Origin of the sequence: Domibacillus aminovorans (assembly GCF_001643235.1) — a bacterium.
Classification (GTDB): domain Bacteria; phylum Bacillota; class Bacilli; order Bacillales; family Domibacillaceae; genus Domibacillus; species Domibacillus aminovorans.
Genome location: NZ_LQWY01000023.1, coordinates 62,533 through 83,375, shown reverse-complemented (window position 1 = coordinate 83,375; position 20,843 = coordinate 62,533). Strand labels below are relative to the sequence as shown.

Below are 20,843 nucleotides of genomic sequence, written 5' to 3'. Positions count from 1 at the left end.
ATCCTTTTGTTTTTTCTTAACACATACGTGCAGACGAACGCACCATCGACGTTACAGATTCCCTCTACCGACACTTTGTCCATTTTCATTTTCGTCATTCGTTACTTTTTATCATGTTATGTATCCTTTTATCTGTAACATTCTTATATAAGAAAGAATAAACCTGTATAGGACAAGGGATGGATGGCGTTATAGATCGTCTTCCGGTTCATCTGTAACGGTTTTGTATACGAAGAAACCCGCAATCGTCCATCATCTTCTTCCATACTACCATCCCTTTATAAAAAAGATAAACCATTGCTCGTACTGGCGCATAAGCTGTCATAAATGCGTTAAGTCTAATTATTATTCGCCATTTAATTAACGAATGGCGCCATATCCTTTATAATAAGAATGATCAAATAAAAAGGATGGTGAGCAGCTATCGATGCGCTGCAGATTGTAAATGAATTAAAAACGAAGATAGATGAAAAAACGATTGAGTTGTTCTTCCCTTTATGGAAGCACACATATACAAAAACAGGCGGCACGGCAGACATTTTCATTAAGCCAAAACATATACAAGATCTTCAATTGGTCATCGAATATGCACAGTCGTATCACATTCCACTTACTGTTTTAGGAAACGGTTCGAATGTGCTTGTGCGGGATAAAGGGCTGCGTGGGATCGTTATTACACTTGAGCATTTTAATACGATTGCTGTAGAAGGCAATCAAATAATTGCCGGAAGCGGCGCAAAAATTATTGATGTATCACATACGGCATTAGAGCATCATCTGACTGGCCTCGAGTTTGCCTGTGGAATTCCTGGCTCTGTTGGAGGGGCGCTTGTCATGAATGCCGGTGCATATGGCGGCGAAACATCGACCGTTTTAAAAAAAGCGACCGTTTTTTCTCATTCGGGCGAACTTATTGATTTAGAAGAAAAAGACTTTCATTTCGGGTATCGTAAAAGTGTCTTTACCGAGAAAGACTACATTATTGTAGAAGCTCTGTTTGAACTGCAGCCTGGTGAGCATGCAAAAATTAAAGAAGAGATGGATACTTTCACAGCGCTTCGCGAAGCAAAACAGCCGCTTGAATACCCATCGTGCGGAAGTGTCTTTAAACGGCCAACCGGTTATTTTGCTGGCAAATTAATTCAAGACAGCGGCCTGCAGGGCGCGCGTATTGGCGGCGCCGAAATTTCAACGAAACATGCCGGATTCATTGTGAATGTGGACGGTGCTTCCTCAACTGATTATTTGAAATTAATTCAGCATGCACAAGATACAGTACGAGAAAAATTCGGCGTCGAGCTTGAAACAGAAGTGAAAATTATTGGTGAAGATTAAAAACGATTCCGTTTCAAAAGTACACACCTTTTGAAGCGGTTTTTTCTATTTCCAAGTAAAAAAACATGAAGGAGCGTTGTCCTTACTTTGAACCCAGTTGAGCAATTCAATTTTTGTTCTCACTGTACCATACTCCATTTTGCGATTCTAATTGAAGAAGATATTCTTTTAAATCCACGCCTCCCCGGTAACCAGTTATCGCTCCATTCTTTCCAATAACACGATGACATGGCACATTGATCAGTACCGGATTAGCACCAATCGCTCTTCCCACGGCGCGAACTGCCTTAGGTCTTTGAATGAGCGCGGCAATATCGGAATACGAATATGTTTTTCCATAAGGAATCTGCTTTAACGCTTCCCAAATTTCTTCTTGAAACGGCGTTCCTTTTACATCTACGGGTAGGAAGAACGATTGCCGCCTACCTTTAAAATATTCGTGTAGCTCATCTATATACGGCGTTAAAGCTTCTTCATTTTCCACAAGAGACGCTACTGGAAAACGTTTTTGTATCCAGGCTTCAAGCTCCTCATAAGATTCCCCAGGTAAGCCGACATAGCAAAGTCCCTTTTCCGTTTTAGCTGCGTATAATTGCCACTGGCCGTATTCTAGAATGGACCACTCGATTACTTTTTCTTTTTTATTCATCATGAATGAGTTCTCCTTCTCCTTGTTCACGTTTTGGTCGTATGTTTTTCGATAGCCAGATGGTGTTTTGCCAAGTCTCTTTTTGAACAATGTATTGAACTACCCACCACTTAGCACTCTTACGAGTTGCTTGAAGTGGGGGATTCCTAAGATCACCAACGTATCCGTCAGTTATTAATTAGGCTAACCCTGTCGTCCCGACAGTTAGAAGTCTGATCGCTTCATTTTGAAGATTCAAACTTGCGTTAATATCTCGATCATGGTGAGTGTGACAACCTGGACATGTCCATTCACGTACTACAAGATTTTTAACGTCTTTATTTTTATAGCCACAACAAGAACAAAGTTGAGAACTTGCGAATGTTTTTCCTACAGCTACAACCTGTTTTCCATACCATTTCGCTTTGTACTCAAGCATCGTTCTAAATTGCGACCAGGATACTTCACTGATCGCTTTTGCTAATTTTTGATTCTTTAACATATTCGATACTTGCAAATCTTCAATGCCGATTACATCGTGGTTTTTGATGATCTCGGTACTGATTTTGTGCAAGTAGTCGGTGCGTGAGTTGACCATTCGTTCATGAATACGAGCTACTTTTATGCGCTGTTTTTGATAATTCTTTGATTCGGATAGTTTACGCTTCTGCTTGATGGCCATTTCTTTTCTACGTGAAAGAATACGTTGCTCTTTCGCCAATTTCTTTTCAAGTGAACGGAAAAACTTTGGATTCTTATATACTGTTCCATCTGAAAGAATAGCAAAATCTTTCAATCCAACGTCAATACCAACGGATGAACCTGTTTTTGGTTTTTTTTCAACTTTTGTTTCGACAAGGATAGAGACAAAATACTTACCACTTGGATTACATGTAACAGTAGCATTAAGAATACGACCTTCAACCTCACGAGTTTTCGCGAATTTCACTAATCCAATTTTCGGCAGTTTGATTTTGTTATCAATAATCGCAATATTGCCGTTAGTATGCTTTGTTGTATAGGACTGCACGTTATTATTTTTAGATTTGAATCGTGGTGCTTTGTTCTGTTTTTTGAAAAATCGTGAATACGAATCAGCTAGATTTTTCAAAGACGATTGCACCGCAATACTATCGACTTCTTTTAACCAAACTAATTGCTTCTTTAGTTGTGTTAATTGAGCAGAACACGTATTATACGTCAATCCTTTACCTGTTTCTTTATACGTATCATTCCACTTGGAAAGAAAGTGATTGAAAACAAAGCGGGAACAACCAATTGTTTTGGTGATAAGGATTTCTTGTTTTTTAGTAGGATAGATCCGAAACTTATACGCTTTATTTACGATCATAACTTCCACCTACTTGTCTATTATGATACACTTATGATATCAAAATATATATTAATTGTATATCATTTTAGGAGTGACATCATGGAAAAACAATCAGTCGTGCTAAGATTTCCTAAAGTTCTTTTAAGCAGAGTAGACAAGTTCAAAGAAGAAAAAGGGTTTAGTACCCGTACTCAAACGATTATCTACCTCATTCAATATGCGCTCGAACAATCGGACAATCGAGACCGCTAAAGCGACCCCTTGTCTAATGAGGATTCATCCCCCCACTTCATACTGAGCTGCGCCCTTCACGTATTTGAAGATGAGGGTATTCTCGCCTGAAAGTCTGATAAAATAAGGCGTGTTCGAAAATCCCACAGCCGTTCCGATGTCAGCGATTGATTGCCCGGTTGTCTCAAGCCCATGGATTGCTTTTTCAAGACGTACCTGTTGAATATATTCTGTTGGCGATAGGCCTCTCACACGCTTAAACAATCGCTGTAAATGGTAAGGGCTGCCGTCGGAAATATCCGCCAATGTATGAAGTGTGAGGGGTTTAATATAATGTTGATCAATCCATTCAACAATTTGCTCGACCCACTCCTCCGCAGATAAATGCAATCCATCGGGTTTACACCGCTTGCACGGCCTGAATTTTTCCTCTAAAGCGATATAAGCATTTTTGAAGATTCGTACGTTTTCTTGATTGGGCACCCTGGATTTATAGGAAGGCCGACAAAAGATGCCTGTCGTTGTTACCCCATAAAAAAATGTTTCATCGTACGCTGCATCACATTCCGTAATGGCTTTCCAGTACTCAGCAGGAATGGTTGTTTTTTTCACTTCCATCACGTGTTCACCTCTACTTTTATTCTACACGTTAGCACTTATAAATAAACGATTTATCAATTAAAAAGCAAGATAACGTAATTTTTTGCATGTGATAAAATCTCTTTAAAAAAAGCGGATTTTACGGGATTCTAACAGATTTCTATCTTCAAACTATATCTTCTAATAAAAACAAAAAAGCCTATTTTGAATTAACGAAAAAATCCAGAGAGAAATTTCATTTCTCTCTGGATTTTCTTCATTTAGAGGGGTCTATGAGACATCCTCTTTCTATTTATGGCTGCGCAACCACCCAGTTATCATTCGACCAGCTGCCTTCTGCCGGGCGGTCGGTGACGATGAAATCCACCTGCTGCAAAGGCGCGATGCAGTGTGTGGCCCGCATGTTCATTTTTGAATAGTCCGCGAGCGCATAACTTGTTTCCACCTGCTCCATATACATCTGGCCGAGCACGGCTTTGTCGCTGTCGTAGCAGGAAAGGCCAAATTCCGGATGAACCCCGTCAACGGCAATAAACGCTTTGTCGGCATGAAGTTCCCGTACCACTTTCGTCGTCAAGCTGCCGGCCGTCCGCCAGTGATCTTTTTGTACGAGTCCACCGAGGAAAATGATGTCGCCTTCAAAATCCGTCTGCATTAACCGGTTGGCGAGCGGAAACGATGTGGTCATCACAGTGATCTCTTTAAACCGGCTCAGCCCGTCTGCCATTTGCAAAGTTGTTGTTCCTTCATCGATAAACACAACATCACCTTCTAAAATAAACGAGACGGCCTGTTCGGCGATAAGCCGCTTTTCCAGCCGGTTTTTCGTTTCCCGATTTAAAATCGGCGGTTCCTCTTTTTCACTGAGCCGAACCGCACCACCGTATACTTTTTTTAGCTTTTGATCTTTTTCCAGCTCATCCAAATAGCGACGGACCGTTTCCGTCGACACGACAAATTCCTCGGCAAGATCCGAAACTCGTACACTTCCATATTCCGCGACGTACTCCATAATCTTTAATTTTCGTTCTTCCGCCAGCATCGGCGTCCACCTGCCTTTATACATACGATTCTTCAGGCAAGACAGCTTTCTTTTCGATATGAACATGAATGCCTCGTTTTTCAAGCAACGGGAAAAATAATTCTGGATGGGCGCCAAATGCCTCTTCCGGCGTCAGCACACCCGTTTTTTCCACGTCTCCTTTCGCCATGCGTTCCGCCGCCACCGCAAACGGAATCGCCACATTACGCGTATACGCACGCAGCCCTTCCCAACCTGGCACGGACCCATCGCTTTTCGGGTGCGTATGCGTCAGCTCATAACAAATCGCCTCGCCGTCTTTTTCCCCGATCACTTCTATATGAAGCGCATAGCCATACAGTTCAGTCGACTGTCCTTCTTCTGATTGAAGCAAGTATGAACTGATGATATCCATTATACCCTCTTCTTCGCCGCCAACACTTACTTTTTCATTTCGTAAAATGCCATACTCATACAGCGCACGCACGAGACGCATGTTTTGCTCCGGCCATGTACCGCGTGTTTCAATTAGCTGGACGCCTTTGTCTTTCAATGCTTTGGCGAGCGTTACTGTTTCGGAATGCGGAATAATATACTGTACCGTATGACCGTACGGCTCCGGCAATTGAATATCACGCGGACGGGCAAACGGCTCCACCTGAACAAATTCACCGTTTTCAAATACGACACGCCCTGGCAGTTCTGGGTCATATTCATACGTCGTCGTTTCCGCAATGGATTTGGAAAATGCAATCGGACGGAACGACCCGTGGCTCACCCGGACGGACTGCACCGAATCCAGACGGTTCGCTGCGTACATCGCCATCATTTGCGTCAGGCCCGGCGTCATTCCGAAGCCTGGCAGCATTGTTTTTCCGTTTGCTTTAAACGTCTCTTCATAGGCAAACTCTTCCCCGAATCCATTCAAATTAATTCCATGGCAGCCCGCCGCTGCAATTAATTTCGTTGTTTGGCCATTCAATTGAATTGTCGTCCCGTCCAGCACAATATCAAACCCGGTCATCTTGGCGATCGTATCCGCTTCGTCAAATACATTTACTTTCACAAACGACACACGCGGATCATTCAGCCACTCTACCACCCTGGAGCCTTCTTCTTCATTGTAATCACCAATCACAATTTCTTCGAATACAGAATGCTCCACCAAATCAAAGACAGCTTCTCTGCTGATTCTACCTGCTCCACCTAGACAAAATATTTTCATATGCGTATCTCTCCTCTCACAGTCATATATGTTTTAATTGATTCAAGCAGCCGCTGAATATCCGAAACGTGTATATCACCAATGGTCCCGATCCGGAATGCAGGAAGATCCGTTAATTTACCCGGATAAATAATAAATCCATCAGCTTTTAACGCTGTATAGAAAGTGTCAAATGAAAACGTGCGGTCTGGATACAAAAACGATACGATAAATGGTGATTGAATTGATTTCGAGACGGCCGTTTTAAAACCAAGTGCTTCCATGCCGGCAATAAGCGTTTCTTGATTTTTACGGTAACGTGCTTCCCGCACCGGGACGCCGCCTTCTTCTATGAGTTCAGCAAGTGCCTGTGAAAACGCATGAACCGCATGTGTGGGCGAAGTGAACCGCCATTTACCGCCGTCATTTTCCATCGTTTCGAACTGATCGTACACATCAAGCGAAAGCGACGGTGCACATCCTTTTCGCGATTTTAACAACGCGCGGTTTGCTAGTACAAAACCAAAACCCGGCACACCTTGCAGGCATTTATTTGAACTGGAAACGAGAACATCCATGTTCCAATCAGCCATTGACATATCCATGCCGCCAAAGCTCGACATCGCATCGACCATCGTCGTTTTACCAAACTGTTTCGCAATCCGGCAAATGTCTTGAACGGGATTCAAAAGCCCCGAAGTCGTTTCCGAGTGAACGAACATCACGTGTGTAATCGATGAATCAGTCCGCAGCTTTTCTTCAAATGAAGCAACTTCAAGCGCCTTTGTATCATCTGCCGTCACCGTGCTGTACGGAATGTGTAAACGTTCGGCAATTTCCACTATCCGCCGGCCATACGCACCGTTTACGCCAATGAGCACATGATCTTCTTTCGATATAAACGTACCGATCGCCGCTTCCACTGAAAATGTGCCGCTGCCCTGCATCAAAACAGCGGTATACTGATCCCCGCCGCCAGCCAGTTCCACGAGCCGGCTGCGTATGCCGCGCGTCAGCTTTTTGTATTCTTCTTCCCACGTACACCAGTCACCCATCATTGCTGTTTTAACGGTATCTGTTGTTGTCAGTGGACCTGGAGTTAAAAGGAGAGAACGGACCATGATGATTCCTCCTTTTCCGAAAGAGTACGATCAAGTTCACGAATAAACGCCGGCAGCTCGCCAATGGAGAACAGCACCGCATGTGCACCTGCCGCCATTAATTTTTCACGAACAGCCGCTTCACGAACAGCGCGCTCGTCTTCTGTCAAATGCGATACTTCCTCTATTGATAAGCCAAGTTCACTTGAGCCATAAATTAACCCGACTGTCCATGCACCTGCATTCCGGCCTTCTTCCATATCGACGGTCGTGTCGCCCACTTTCACAATTCTGTTCATCGGATACACACCGAGCTTCATCGCCGCATAATACATCATCCATGGATATGGACGGCCTGCATCCACATCATCCGCTGTCACAGTCACATCCGGCTCATAGCCTTTTTCCGCCGCACCTGCACGCACAATATCGATCATCTCCCGCGTATAGCCTGTTGTTGTCCCAATGACTAATCCCATTTCCCGCAGTGTCTCGACCGCTTCCACCGCGCCTGGCACTGGATCTGTGTATTCATCAAGACTTTCAAACAAACACGCTTCAAACCGTTCATTCAGCTCACGAACATCCGCTTCTGTCGGCTCTCCTTGCCACTGTTTTCGAATCGACGGCATCTCAAGCATCGTCCGGATATGATCGATTTTCGCCATACCCATCGGCTCGCGTGTCTCATCCATCGTGACCTGAATCCCTTTTTCTTCAAATATTTTCACAAAACTTTCAACCGGCGCCATGCATCCGTAATCTACTGTCGTTCCCGCCCAATCAAGAAATACACCTTGAATTTTTTTCATCACGCAGTCTCTCCTTTTCGTTTTGTTCTTTTTCCTGCCATACGCAGCAGCTGTTCATATAGAAAACGCACAACAACATTCACAAGGACAATTAAAAGCCCCATCGCCGCTGCTGCTTCGATATTACCTGCATCATCCAGGCTGACAATCGAAACCGCCGCTGTTTTCGTATCCGGCGTGTACAAGAAAATAACCGCCGAGATCGTGACCATCGAATTGACGAAAAAATACATCGCCATTTCCAAAAGCGCCGGTGCACACGATGGTAGTGTGTAATGAAGAAACGTATCGATCCGCGTCAGCCCCAGTGTTTTCGCGACCTGCTCACATTCCGCATCCAGCTTCTTCAAAGCCGTCCGCGCCGTCATATAAGTAACAGAGAAAAAATGAAGAACCGTTGATACAATCACGATCGCCATCGTTCCATACAATGCGTGCAGCATATTTGGCACCACCAGTCCGAAGAATAACCATTCGGGGCGACTGAAAAACAGCACGTAGCTGATCCCGATCACAAGACCCGGCACCGCCATCGGAAGCAGGCTCATAAAATGACCCATTTTCGCGAGTGTAGCCGGCAGAGCACCATTTTGAAGCCAGTACGCAAACAAAAAGGCAAAAAGAGTACCGAATACCGCCGTACCAGTCGCTGCAATCAAACTGTTTAAAAAGACTGTAAACCCGTCTCCTGTGTAACTGTTAAACGTGAAATGCTCAAGTGAAAATCCGAATGTATATGGCCAGACCGGGGTCACAGACGCCACAATCATCATCAAAAACAAAACCGCAACAACGAGCGCCATGCCGTATGCGAATGAACCGAACAACACATCACGGACCCGATGTATGCCAATCTCAAGTGCTTTTGCTTTTGCATTCAATGAAAACGACGGCTTTTGTGACGCAGATTGGTCAACCACAAATGCGATCAGTGCCGGTGTCATTAGTAAGATCCCGGCTACTGCGCCGAGCGCAAAATTTTGCTGCCCGACGACTTGCTTGTACACATCGGTCGCGAGCACATTGTATTGTCCTCCAACAAGTTTCGGTGCACCGTAATCTGTAAAGCTAAGCGTGAATGCTACCATTCCGGCACTCACAAACGCGAGCCGAATGCTGGGAATCGTAATGCCGAAAAGCCGGCCCGCTGAACTGATACCCATCGTTTTCGCGGCATCATACAATCCTTGATCCGATTGACGAAGCGCGACGTACATAAGCAAAACGACTTGTGGGAAAGTATAGATAATCTCCGCCATCACAATGCCGACCGGGCCATACAATTCGATGTCAACACCTGGAAAGAGACCAAACAAACCGGTCGTCACAATCCCCTGCCGCCCAAATAAATAAATGAGCGCAATCCCGTGCATCATCGTCGGGACAAAAAGAGGTAACATGGCAAACCCGAGCAACACCCGCTTCCCTTTCACATTCGTACGCGAAATGGCAAATGCATACACAAAACCAAACGATAGTGCAAAAACCGTTGTCCAAAGAGCAATCGTCAGCGAATGCTGAAAGCTTGTTAACAAAGTCGGATTGGACAAATAGCTGATTGCCTGGCCAAATCCGGTCCATCTGCCTTCTTCATCTTTGGCCACTTCGAGAAACAACGCCGAAATTGGCATAAAAAGCAGACAGCCTAATGATAAGAAAATAATCGTTAATTGAAGCGGGCGCCACAATGAAACACTTCGCTTCAATATTTTCACACCAGAAAGTGTCGTCACACCATCACCACTTTTTTTGAAGGCCGTGCTTCATGCTCATGCACGGATAAATAGACAATCTTCCTTGGGCAAATGTTTCGGCTGTCCACGACGTCTGCCGGCAAATCCACAATGAGTTTTTCATTTAAAAGTGGCGATGTTCGATCTGTGACACTCACTTTCAGGCGGTAATATGCGCCTTTAAACATCATGCTGTCCACATACGTCTCCATGCCGGATTGGGCGTTAGCAACGAAGAAATGCTCGGGACGAATCACGCGTGTTTCCCCCAATTGTTCGATCTGGTTCGACGTTCCAATAAAAGATGCGACGAACGAATCAGCAGGAAACCGGTACACATTTTGTGGTGTATCGTACTGGGCAATGCGTCCGTTGTTCATCACCGCAATCCGGTCAGCCATGGTGAGCGCTTCATCCTGATCATGCGTGACCATAATCGTTGTCATACCAAATTCGTGATGAATACGGCGAATTTCCTGTTGTAGCTGATGGCGCACATTCGCATCAAGCGCCGATAGCGGTTCATCAAGAAGAAGAAAATCCGGTTCGATCACAAGTGCGCGCGCCAGTGCTACCCGCTGTTGCTGGCCACCTGACAATTGCTGCGGTGTCCGGTCTGCGAGTGCTTCAAGTCCGACAAGTTGCAGCATATGCATCGCTTTATCTGTGCGCGTCTTTTTTGACAGCTTCTTCGGCTTGAGAGCAAACTCAATGTTTTTGCGCACCGTCATGTTTGGAAACAGCGCATATGACTGAAACACCATGCCAATGTTTCGTGAAGAAGCAGACGAAGCTGTAATATCAGCTCCATCAACGTTCAACCCTCCTGATGTCGGCTGATCGAGCCCCGCAATGATCCGGAGCAGCGTTGATTTCCCGCATCCGCTCGGTCCAAGTAAACTGACAAACTCTCCTTTTTCAATGTCGAGATGAATTTCTTCAAGTGCGGTCGTCTGGCCGAATGTTTTCATTACCGATTTAATTTGAAGTGATTTTGCCATCATGATCTCTCCTTTATTCTTCCGGTTCGGCTTTCGTTCCATATTTTGATTCCCATTCTGTTAAAATCGTGTCCCGGTTTTCCGCCGCCCAGTACAAGTCATTTTCCTTATACATCTTTTCTTCTACGTTTTTCGGGAATGATGCCGGCAGCTCAAATTCCTTATTCATTGTCGTAAATCCATTTGCGTCAAAATACTTCTTCATCACATCTTCTTCGATAGCCCAGTCCAAAAAGGCATGCGCCGCTTCTTCATTGCCAGCATCCTTTTTATTGATTAACGCATTGGCTTCCACTTCCCAACCGAGTCCTTCTTCCGGCAGGATCACTTCAACCGGCGCGCCGTCTTCTTTCATTTGAACCGCTGTATAAACAAGTGAAATACCAATCGGATATTCACCTGCCGCCGCCATTTTCGCCGGTTTTGATCCCGAATGCGTATACGTACCGATATTTTCATGAAGCTTGTCCATGTAAGACCAGCCTTCTTTTTCGCCCATCATCTGCAGCCATCCATTGACTGTTAAGTAGCCGGTTCCGCTTGACGCCGGGTGAGGCATAACAATGAGTCCTTTATATTCTGGTTTCAGTAAATCTTCATATGTTTTTGGCACCGGTACATTCAGCTTTTTCAATTCTTCCGTATTCACTGCAATCCCCGTCATAAACGCCGTGTTGCCTGTCCATTTAAGTGGTTCATTTTTGTCTTTAAAATCCGGTTTAATGTTTTCCGCACCTGCTGGCGTGTATTCTTTCAGCATGTCTTTTTGATCCAGTGCCAGCAAACTTGATGCCGCAAGACCCCATACAACATCCGCACTTGTGTTTTCCCCTTCTGCGAGAAGCTTAGCTGTCATAATACCTGTCGAATCACGGACGATTTTGACATCCACCTCTGGATACTTTTCTTCAAAAGAAGCCATATAATCAGGGATCAATTCTTCTTCCACCGCTGTATACACGGTTAAATCGCCCGATACCCCGCTTTGTGCATCCGTCGGAACACTTTTTTCTCCTGAACAAGCTGATACGAATAATAAACTAGAAAGCACGGAAAACCACATGCGTTTTTTCATTTTTTCAAGCTCCTTTTATATGGTTTTGGTTGTGATTTCATTGTATCTTGTGATTATTAATGAAATATTAACGAATGGTTAAGTTATTGTTGTGGTTTTGTATGGTTTTATGTAGCTTTTTAAATATTTACTTGTTTTTATGAAACAAGTGGCGATTTTCCTTCTTTCTTTGTACGTAACAAATAAAAGGACTCGCCACTTTTTAGGCGAGTCCTTTTTTATTTCTTCACTTCAATCATAATCGCATCGCCTTGCCCACTGCCGGAGCAAATTGCTGCAATCCCGATGCCTCCGCCGCGGCGGCGTAGTTCGTATGCTAACGTTAAAATAATACGCGCACCACTTGCCCCGATCGGGTGACCGAACGCAACGGCACCGCCATTTACGTTCACCTTTTCAGGATCAATGCCCGCAATTTTATTGCTGGCAAGCACGACAGCCGCGAATGCTTCATTGATTTCAAATAATTCAATGTCATCGACCGATTTGCCTGTTTTCTTTAATAGCTCATTAATAACGAGTCCCGGCGTTTGCGGGAATTTTTCCGCTTCGACCGCTATTTCCGCATGGCCAATCACTGTCGCAAGAACGTTTTTTCCTTCTTTTTCAGCCCGCTCATCACTCATTAACACGAGTGCCGCTGCCCCGTCATTAATACCCGGTGCATTCCCAGCTGTGATGGTGCCGTTATTGCCGAATGCCGGACGTAATTTTTCAAGCACGTCTTTCGTTATCTCTTTGCGCGGTGATTCATCTGTATCGACAACAACAGAATGTCCTTTTCGCTGCGGCACTGCAACCGCAACGATTTCTTCTGCCATTGTTCCGCTTTCAATTGCTGCAACCGCTCGCTCATGACTGCGTATCGCCCACTTATCCTGCTCTTCACGTGTCAATCCAAACTCTTCTGCCGCTTTATCTCCATATGTCCCCATATGAACGCCGGTAAAACTGCATGACAATCCGTCATAAATCATTAAATCGACCATTGGCATATCGCCCATTCGTGTACCCCATCTTGCTTTAAATACCGCATATGGTACGTTCGACATTGATTCCATGCCACCTGCTAAGATCACTTCCTCGTCGCCCGCACGAATGATTTGATCGGCCATTGTCACGCTGCGAAGACCGGATGCACATACTTTATTCACCGTTTCCGTTTTAATATCCCACGGAATGCCTGCTTCACGTGCTGCCTGCCGTGATGGAATTTGCCCCTGTCCTGCTTGAAGAACATTTCCAAAAATGATTTCATCCAGTTCTTCCGGCTTTACGCCCGCGCGCTTCATTGCTTCTTTCATGGCCATGCCGCCGAGCTGTGATGCGGTTAAGGTGGAAAGCGCACCGCCGAATTTACCGATCGGTGTCCGTGCGCCTTCTACCATGACTGTTTTGACCATTTCCTTCACCTCCGCACGTTCTAGTGAAACGGCAAAGTCCGCTTCAATTATTTTCCGTAGTTTTTCATCGTGTCTTGCAGCTGAGCAATCCGCTTCATGCCATCTTCTCGTGCTTTTTTATTTTCTTCTTCAATCGCTCTCGTTTCATCGAGCCCTTTTACAATTGTGTTCCAGCTTTCTTCAATAGTTTCAATTTTGATGCTCGGTCCACCAGCAAGGCGGGCGATTTCAGTACTCTGGTTCGCAATGTTTTGCGAATTTCGCAGCAGCATTTCATTTGTACGTTTGTCTAATTCGCTCATAGAATCCGCTACAAGCTTTTGGCGCTTCGCTGCAACTGCTTGAATGATACCATTTTTAAAAATCGGAATCGTCGTAATGAAAGCAGAGTTGATTTTCCCAATCAATTTCGTATTCCCACGCTGCAATAGACGAATTTGTGGCGCTGTCTGCAGAGCGACCATTCTAGCCATTTCAAGGTCATACACTCGTTCTTCAAGCGATTGAACAGCGTTGTTCAGCGTATCAAGTTCCATTTGTGCCAGCTGATCACCGGCTGCCGACCTCTTTTCTAAACTAGGTAGATGACTTTTCAATTCTTCTACTTTTATTTGTCCGGCTACCACATATTTTTCAAGCGCCATGTAATACTGATAGTTTTGCTGATACATTTCATCCATATTGTTTGTCGAACGGATCATCTCATCTTTGTACTTAGAGATTTCAATATGAATTTTTTCAATATCTCGACCCAATGTCTGATATTTGCCAAATATTTTTTCAATCATTTTTTCGCCGCGATTAAACAGTTTGCCTAGAAATCCTTTCGGCTCCGCAAAATCATTTTTGTCAAATTGGTCCATTGTTTTTCCAAGTTGTTTTAATAAAGTCCCTGAATCTGTCACGCTTGTTGAACGCATCGATGCCAAAATCCGATCGGAAAATTGAGAAATTTCTACGGCTGGTTCTTTTCCGAATTCAAGCAGTCCTGTTTGATTTCGTATATCAATAGAGCGGGCTAAGTCCAGTACTTCCGGTTCATTACGAAGTTGAAGGCGCATGTCTTCTGCTTTATTTTCTGTTAATACTTCCAGTTCATTTTCTCTCATGTCCTGCATCTCACTCATTTCCTCCCATTTAAAAATTTAGAAATGAAGCCGCTTAAAATAGAGCTTTCTTTTTTATAGTGGTCAAAAGGCAGATCAAATACCATATCTTCAAGCAAATGATGATCAAAGTATTTTTTATTGATAAATAATTCTAGATCATTCAAGCCTGGCGGGTTATACAAAATAAGATCAAGACCAAATTCATTTAATAATAAGAGTAAAGCAGCATCTGCTCTGGACAACTGACCGTTTTTTTCATTATTATATAAAATCAATTTCGGTACTTCCTGAGAGTAATCAAATGTCTGCAATAATTGCAGGATTTCCTCCGGCATCGACATCGAATGTGTAAATAAAAACAGCTGAACATCTTCGTCTGTTTCTCCTGGTGATTTCTCCATTTTTGGATCTTCACACATCCGAGAGATAGCCGATGCAATGCTTTTTTGCAATCCATCATGCAGATGACCATATTGCCACCAGTTGCTTTTTACCATTTTTTCCGGATCAAGACGGTTTCTTTCACCAAGCGCGTGCTGGTAATGAAATTGATTGTTCACCTTTTTTTCTTTCATATAAGGCAATTGTTTGATCGTTAGTGTACTTTTTTGAGTACGCAACCGCTGCATATTTTCCCAGTATTCTTTTCGGTTTTTGGAAACGCCTGACACTTTAGCGAACAGTGCAGGAATTTTCACTTCTCCATCTTGTACAGAAAACCCCGGTCGAATAAATGAAGGCTCTTTTGCTAACAAAAAAATTTCATCGTAAGTCGTCTTTAATGTTACAGAAACCGGTAAGTAATCTCGAAATTGCCACGGTTTATAAAATGAGGATCCTTCATGGTTTAACACTTGTTCAATTTCTTTCGACGCGCGATACGCAACGGTTCCTTGCTGCTTCGGTTCCTCTTTTGGAAAAGGCTGTATCTTCATCTTTGAAGGATACTGTACGACGAGCGTATGTTTATTTTCTGGATCGATCTCTTTGAAATCGTCCTTTCCTTCTGGATGAATGAGTACAACGTCCATTCCTAAAAGAAGCAAATAATAAAGAAAATAAACTTGGCTTTTGCTCGCATCCCCATACCAAACAACATGAGGGATATCTTGTTCCATATCCAGTTCCTTCATCCATTGATCCAAATGGTTCCACGTCCATTTGATCAAATCAAGAAACACACGTCTAAATTCAGGATGGCCAAATGCCCCTGAATGATTGGATTGAAAAAGCTGCAATACGTCTATGAGCGCCGAACGAACAAGCCGGTTAAATTCAGGATTTTTTGCGTATTTAGGAAGCAGGCGCTCTCCGTCTAAAAAAGCGACAAAGCGGTTTACTGAGAGACTTGGTTCGTTTTGGATAATATGATAGATGCGCTGGACAGATTGAAACCGGTCGGGCGGCATCGATTTATCAAGTGTTTCAGACAATATATACACATGCGGCTGCTGGCTGATGAAATAAAGCGTACCCATATAAGCCGTTTCATCAAAGCCGGCACCGAGTATACGTGCAGCTATCTGACTGTATTGCATGTCATCCGTTTCTTTTTTTATCCGGGCCGATCTATAATCGACCGGCCGAGTTCATCGATCCAATTGGTTTCATCAATTGGCATGATGATCGATTTTCTCTTCAACTGCGCTCTCTCCTTTAGTCATCTTTATAAAAAAGTAAGGAGTGTGAGCTGGTGTGATGAACGGGATTTAAGGTTAGATTACAGTCTTTTGGACAGCATCGTTTCAATAATTTCCTCTGCTGCGATCATGCCTTCTGTTTGCGTCAATGGCAGATGAGCGTTCCTTGCGGCTGCTTCACCGTGTTTTGGAATTAAGCCAAATACCGCTTTTTCGACCAAACAGACATCAAGGTTAGAATCTCCTGCTGTAAATACCGTTTTCTTTCCCTCTTTTTCCGAAAGATAGTTCACTGCGTCCCATTTGTTCACAAAGCCTGGGATAAAATATACTTTTCTTCCTTGTAAGGAAAAGAACCAGCCGCGCTCCGCTGCCCACTCCGAATATTCATTCATCAGTTCTGCTGGAGCAAGTTCAGGTTTAATAAGTAAATAGATAAAAAAGTGGTCCACCACTCGAATGGAATCTAGCCATACAGGATCTGCCGTTTTTTCTATTTTTCTCTTTACATCTTCTAAAGACGTATGACTGTCATTGATTTTTGTTTGAACAAACTCTTCCCAATAACGATCTACTTTCCCATCTTTCAACACGACGCCGCCGTTACACGTAATCGCATATGCTGGCCGAATCTCTTCTTGGAAAAGTGAAATTCGGCTATACTGTTCGACTGTTCTCGTCGTCACAGGAATAAACATCATTTGCTCTGACAGTTCTTTTAAAAGCTGAATCGCTTTTTCTGTCATAAAAGAGATCTCTCTTCCATTATATACTTCAACATTACGAACAGACAGCTCTGTTTGTTTCGGATCGAAAAACTTGCTCGAATAAATGAGTGTGCGATCTAAGTCGCTTGCAAAAATCATCGGTCTTGCTCCAATGGCTTGATTAATCCGCAGCATGTATAAGACATTTCCGTAAATTCCTCCACCGGGACACCCCGTTCTTTTGTTAATTGAAAAATATGTTTCAAGCGTGGATCTTGCCGATCTTTCACAAGTATTTTCCATGGCATACGGCGCAATAGAACACGTGTCGTCTCTCCTACGCCCGGCTTAATCAAATTGATATCGTCTAGTCCATATTTATTTTGAATCATGTTAATGGACTTGAGTCCTTCCCAAGTTGGAGAGCGATCGCTTGTTTTGACCGTTTTTACTGCCTCTTGAATGAGAGGAGCAGCTGATTCAAATTCATCTGTAATAACATCAATATAATGAATCGATACATCTTCATCTTGCAGTTCTTTATATACTTTCGCCCCGTGGAAATCTGTTTCCTTCATCCACTGGTCATTTAAAACCGTCCGACTGACAAGCCCCGAAACTGTCGAATTTAAACATGCATTTGGAATAAGAAAATCTTCTCTCGTGCCATATAAAGAAGAGCAATAGCCGGGATCAGCCAGTACAGCTAGTTCATCATCCAATTTTATTCCATGTTTTTTTTCGAATTTATGAGTGGATTGCGTTAATTCTTTTGTAATAGCACCTTTTCCCGTCCATCCATCAATAAACACAAGCCGTTTACCTGGATGGTGATGAAGCATATAAAGCAATGCATTTTCATCTATACCGCGTCCTCGAATAATCGATACGCTGTAATGAGGTGGCGAAAAACCAAACGTTTTTTTTATATATCGCTTCATCAAAATACCAATCGGCGTACCTGCTCTAGCAAGGGAAACGAGAACAATGTCTCGTCCTTTTTTTTCAATAATAAGTTCAGAAACCGTTCCAACCGCCACCGCCACTTTTTGTTTATATGTATTAAGTGAATCGTGAAATAACGTCAAATAGTCTTTTGTCGGCTCGTATTCAACAGGAAGCATCTCTGAATAATGCACACCTTGTTGAATGGCTCGTTCCCGCTCATCTGTCTTTTTTTCAAGGCTTGCGTCTGATAAATCTTTTAATAAAAAGACGACATCTTCTGATGAATAACTTCCTGTGACCATTTGCATGTCTTGTTTAATCACCCGGAAATCCCCTTTCAAATGAAATCAACCACGTGAATGTGCGGCACATGATAAAACTGACGCAAGAGCGACTGTCTTCTTTCTTCACTCACTGTCCGTTCAAAAAAGAGAAATACTTCGTCATATTGGGAATTTAAGATGTTATACGCATATTGAACAATGCCTGGATCGTCCGGACTTTCAAATACGAGCCTGTTTTTGATCGGATATCCATCGTTATTTAACGGAAAGATCGGGCTTCTCGTTGTCGAATGGTACGATATGCCATCTCCCATATAAACGGAAGCTTTCATCGGTAAGTGCATAAACTCCCCTGTTCCGAGACAAAGCGTTTTCTTTCCTACTCTTTTTGTTTTTAAATACTGACCTACTTGACGGCAATAGTCTTCAATAGACTGTCTATGTTTTGAAGACAATCCAAACCTTCCTGTTAATGCTGAATACGGTGTATCGTTTTTCGTGCCGTGTGAATCAACAGATGAATATGGATAATGCGCAATAGGAGACGAAATGTCGCGAAGATGAATCGAATGGTCATTTATCTTTTCAAGTGGTATTTGTTCATCAGCGTCAACCTGTTCCTCCACATCAGGTGTGCCTTTCACTTGAATCGCACCGGACAATAAAGAATACGTTTTAATCTGAATTCCCCACATGTCCTCAAAATCCTTTAAACGCTGCCGATCCTCTTTCGTCCGCCAATCGAGAAGAGATAGCACCGTGTACTCTTTGCGCGGATATTTCTTTTGAATCGACGATATAATGTTCAAAGCCGTTTTCCCTGTTGTGATTTCATCATCCACCAGGCAAATGGGCTTGTCATGATCGAACATTTCTTTAGGTGCATAACAAAGCTGGTCTGTCGCATGCGAATGCTCTTCTTCAAAATAAAGAGTCACTTCTTGATCAACAATCCGTTCTCGCGTGGAATGAATATAAGATGCATTCGTAAAGCAATCAAACACACCGTGACCGAGCGCTGTCGCTGTTTCCGCAAATCCGATGAACACAACCGGTTCGTTCAGTGCAAAGCTGAGCTCTTTTGCGACGGAATAAGCCGCTTCCACACGCTCCTTTGATCCATCTTTCAACGCTTCAATAAGCTGCTCTTTTTCAGCCAGCGTTTGACTCATTTCTTCTTCGTAATAAATCGATGCAAGCAACGCCGACGAAATAAAAGGGATGCATGGATGCAACGGAATGTGTTTTCCCAGTACTTTACTGACAAATAAAAAAGATCGCTTTTTATTAATTCTTGCCGCCATTTCATATAGTGATTCTACCGGGAGATTATATGGATTCGCTTCTATTCGTATATCTACTTCCAAAGAGCCATTAATGTTATGTGTATACTGGTTCGGATAATAAATCGATGAATGTGTGGTTTTCATGAAACACCCCGTATATATCTGACTTTACTAACGTTTTTTGTGCCCACTTTAAATGCGGCTTTATTTCATTCATTTTGTTTTGAAACTCACTTTTAAATACGCCCTTTTCACCGTTCGCTTGCCTTACAATACTTAATGCGTCCACATATTCTTCTTTCGTCACAACATGCAATGCTTGTACAGGTAAAAGATGTGTTGGGTGAATAATCGTTTTCCCGACTAATCCATTTGCTTTATCAAGCAGCGTTTCTTGAATTAACCCGTCGAAGTTTTTACGAATTAATTCTTTTCTCAGAAGAATCCCTTCCGAACCGAGCTGTTTGAAAAATGGTGTCTGACGTAGTTGTGGCTTCAAAATTCGGCTATTTGCCGAAAAATGCTCCCATACAGGACCCGATATGACAAACCCGTTTGGTTCCCGTCCGAATATATTCACGATATCAGTAATGAGTTCATTTATGAGCGAAATTTCATATACGGTTGTCTGACTATTTCTTCTGATCCCGTACAATCCGCACAAATCCGTAGCACCAATCCGAATGTTCAATATAAGGTCTTTATAAAGAGTGGCGGTTTCTTTTAACTGAAGCAATTCTTCTACACGCTTTTCCTTATAAAGGACTTCGGGCGACTCTAAAATAGGCATCCCGTATAAAATAGTCCCTGACTCTTCAATAATGGACTGCAGCGTAGAAAGAAAACCTTCTGCGTTTGCTGAAGAAAACTTCGGAAAGACGAAACCCGTCAACGATAATAATGAACGATGCAGACGAACCGCCAATTGAGCCATTTGATGTGCACTTCTTACTCGAATAAAAATAAGCGGCATTCTATCATCTGTCAAACGTCCTTCATTCAAAGCTTCGGAAATTATTTCCATATGCGAAACGAGCTGATCTTCTGCCCGTTCTACTTCCAGATCTCCAACAGCATCTTCCAAACAAATAACAACTGTCGAAAGCTCTTTAAATTTATTACTAATAATTAATTCAGCAATATCAACTCTTGTTGCTGGCATGTATAAAACCGGTCCGAGACCGTAAGCAAGCATGTGTTTCGGTGAATGCTTATGAATCATTTTTGGTTTTTGATAAAAAAATCCTTCTAACTGAAACGCTGGTAAATGATGAAAATACTTCAAATTCAACACCTTCTTACATCAACTTTTTCATTTTTGTAAAAAAGAAAGAAGGAGACGTCTCCTTCTTTCTTTTTTTATCAACTCTTCTTATTCAGCCCGTTTACGTTG

The 20,843-nt window shown here is 43.1% G+C and carries 19 protein-coding genes; 2 read left to right on the top strand and 17 right to left on the bottom strand.

Translation table 11 applies throughout. The features are described from left to right. The first annotated feature begins 423 nt into the window (after positions 1 to 423). On the top strand, positions 424 to 1,335 hold the full coding sequence (gene murB / locus AWH49_RS10240; RefSeq protein ID WP_063965606.1) for a UDP-N-acetylmuramate dehydrogenase: 912 nt from the start codon (positions 424 to 426) through the stop codon (positions 1,333 to 1,335). A gap of 106 nt (positions 1,336 to 1,441) precedes the next feature. Here the strand turns inward: murB and AWH49_RS10235 are convergent, their stop codons facing one another. Continuing rightward, on the bottom strand, positions 1,442 to 1,987 hold the full coding sequence (locus AWH49_RS10235) for a methylated-DNA--[protein]-cysteine S-methyltransferase (RefSeq protein ID WP_063965605.1): 546 nt from the start codon (positions 1,985 to 1,987) through the stop codon (positions 1,442 to 1,444). Positions 1,988 to 2,162: 175 nt separating this feature from the next. Then, the gene (gene tnpB / locus AWH49_RS10230) at positions 2,163 to 3,314 is read right to left on the bottom strand and encodes an IS200/IS605 family element RNA-guided endonuclease TnpB (RefSeq protein ID WP_063965604.1); all 1,152 of its coding nucleotides are present in this window, start codon (positions 3,312 to 3,314) and stop codon (positions 2,163 to 2,165) included. Between the two features lie 81 nt (positions 3,315 to 3,395). Between tnpB and AWH49_RS20360 the strand changes: the two genes are divergently transcribed. Next, positions 3,396 to 3,548 (top strand): hypothetical protein, encoded by a 153-nt coding sequence (locus tag AWH49_RS20360; protein ID WP_169815991.1) that lies wholly within the window; start codon positions 3,396 to 3,398, stop codon positions 3,546 to 3,548. A 24-nt stretch (positions 3,549 to 3,572) separates the two neighbouring features. On the opposite strand, the gene AWH49_RS10225 is transcribed toward AWH49_RS20360, so the two are convergent. From AWH49_RS10225 to AWH49_RS10155, 15 genes are all read right to left on the bottom strand, one after another. Next, positions 3,573 to 4,145, bottom strand: a complete 573-nt coding sequence (locus AWH49_RS10225; protein WP_063965603.1) for a bifunctional transcriptional activator/DNA repair enzyme AdaA — start codon at positions 4,143 to 4,145, stop codon at positions 3,573 to 3,575. A 274-nt stretch (positions 4,146 to 4,419) separates the two neighbouring features. After that, positions 4,420 to 5,193: a DeoR/GlpR family DNA-binding transcription regulator gene (locus AWH49_RS10220; RefSeq protein WP_169815990.1), complete on the bottom strand. Its 774-nt coding sequence runs from the start codon at positions 5,191 to 5,193 to the stop codon at positions 4,420 to 4,422. After that, positions 5,186 to 6,373, bottom strand: coding sequence for a saccharopine dehydrogenase family protein (locus AWH49_RS10215; protein WP_063965601.1), 1,188 nt, complete (start codon positions 6,371 to 6,373; stop codon positions 5,186 to 5,188). Before AWH49_RS10215 ends, AWH49_RS10220 begins: the two co-directional genes overlap by 8 nt. Next, entirely contained in the window at positions 6,370 to 7,473 is a 1,104-nt protein-coding gene (locus tag AWH49_RS10210) for a 2-aminoethylphosphonate--pyruvate transaminase (protein WP_063965600.1), read from the bottom strand. The genes AWH49_RS10215 and AWH49_RS10210 overlap by 4 nt, the downstream gene beginning before the upstream one ends. Continuing rightward, entirely contained in the window at positions 7,452 to 8,264 is an 813-nt protein-coding gene (gene phnX, locus AWH49_RS10205) for a phosphonoacetaldehyde hydrolase (protein ID WP_082862772.1), read from the bottom strand. The genes AWH49_RS10210 and phnX overlap by 22 nt, the downstream gene beginning before the upstream one ends. Next, complete coding sequence (locus AWH49_RS10200) at positions 8,264 to 9,997, bottom strand: ABC transporter permease subunit (protein WP_063965599.1); 1,734 nt, start codon at positions 9,995 to 9,997, stop codon at positions 8,264 to 8,266. The genes phnX and AWH49_RS10200 overlap by 1 nt, the downstream gene beginning before the upstream one ends. Then, positions 9,994 to 10,998, bottom strand: coding sequence for an ABC transporter ATP-binding protein (locus tag AWH49_RS10195; protein ID WP_063965598.1), 1,005 nt, complete (start codon positions 10,996 to 10,998; stop codon positions 9,994 to 9,996). The genes AWH49_RS10200 and AWH49_RS10195 overlap by 4 nt, the downstream gene beginning before the upstream one ends. 13 nt (positions 10,999 to 11,011) lie before the next feature. Next, positions 11,012 to 12,073, bottom strand: a complete 1,062-nt coding sequence (locus AWH49_RS10190) for a putative 2-aminoethylphosphonate ABC transporter substrate-binding protein (RefSeq protein WP_034288310.1) — start codon at positions 12,071 to 12,073, stop codon at positions 11,012 to 11,014. 218 nt (positions 12,074 to 12,291) lie between these two features. Then, entirely contained in the window at positions 12,292 to 13,476 is a 1,185-nt protein-coding gene (locus AWH49_RS10185; protein ID WP_063965597.1) for an acetyl-CoA C-acetyltransferase, read from the bottom strand. 47 nt (positions 13,477 to 13,523) lie between these two features. Beyond that, on the bottom strand, positions 13,524 to 14,594 hold the full coding sequence (locus AWH49_RS10180) for a toxic anion resistance protein (protein ID WP_034288304.1): 1,071 nt from the start codon (positions 14,592 to 14,594) through the stop codon (positions 13,524 to 13,526). A gap of 5 nt (positions 14,595 to 14,599) precedes the next feature. Then, positions 14,600 to 16,123 (bottom strand): YceG family protein, encoded by a 1,524-nt coding sequence (locus AWH49_RS10175; protein WP_244886800.1) that lies wholly within the window; start codon positions 16,121 to 16,123, stop codon positions 14,600 to 14,602. Positions 16,124 to 16,305: 182 nt separating this feature from the next. Continuing rightward, the gene (locus AWH49_RS10170; protein ID WP_034288301.1) at positions 16,306 to 17,091 is read right to left on the bottom strand and encodes an HAD family hydrolase; all 786 of its coding nucleotides are present in this window, start codon (positions 17,089 to 17,091) and stop codon (positions 16,306 to 16,308) included. Next, a complete protein-coding gene (locus tag AWH49_RS10165) occupies positions 17,088 to 18,188 on the bottom strand; it encodes a cysteine protease StiP family protein (protein ID WP_063965636.1) in 1,101 nt (366 codons plus the stop codon). Before AWH49_RS10165 ends, AWH49_RS10170 begins: the two co-directional genes overlap by 4 nt. Positions 18,189 to 18,217: 29 nt before the next feature. Continuing rightward, positions 18,218 to 19,594 (bottom strand): phosphoribosyltransferase family protein, encoded by a 1,377-nt coding sequence (locus AWH49_RS10160; protein WP_082862771.1) that lies wholly within the window; start codon positions 19,592 to 19,594, stop codon positions 18,218 to 18,220. Next, positions 19,545 to 20,735, bottom strand: coding sequence for an HpcH/HpaI aldolase/citrate lyase family protein (locus tag AWH49_RS10155; protein ID WP_063965596.1), 1,191 nt, complete (start codon positions 20,733 to 20,735; stop codon positions 19,545 to 19,547). Before AWH49_RS10155 ends, AWH49_RS10160 begins: the two co-directional genes overlap by 50 nt. Between the last annotated feature and the right edge of the window lie 108 nt (positions 20,736 to 20,843).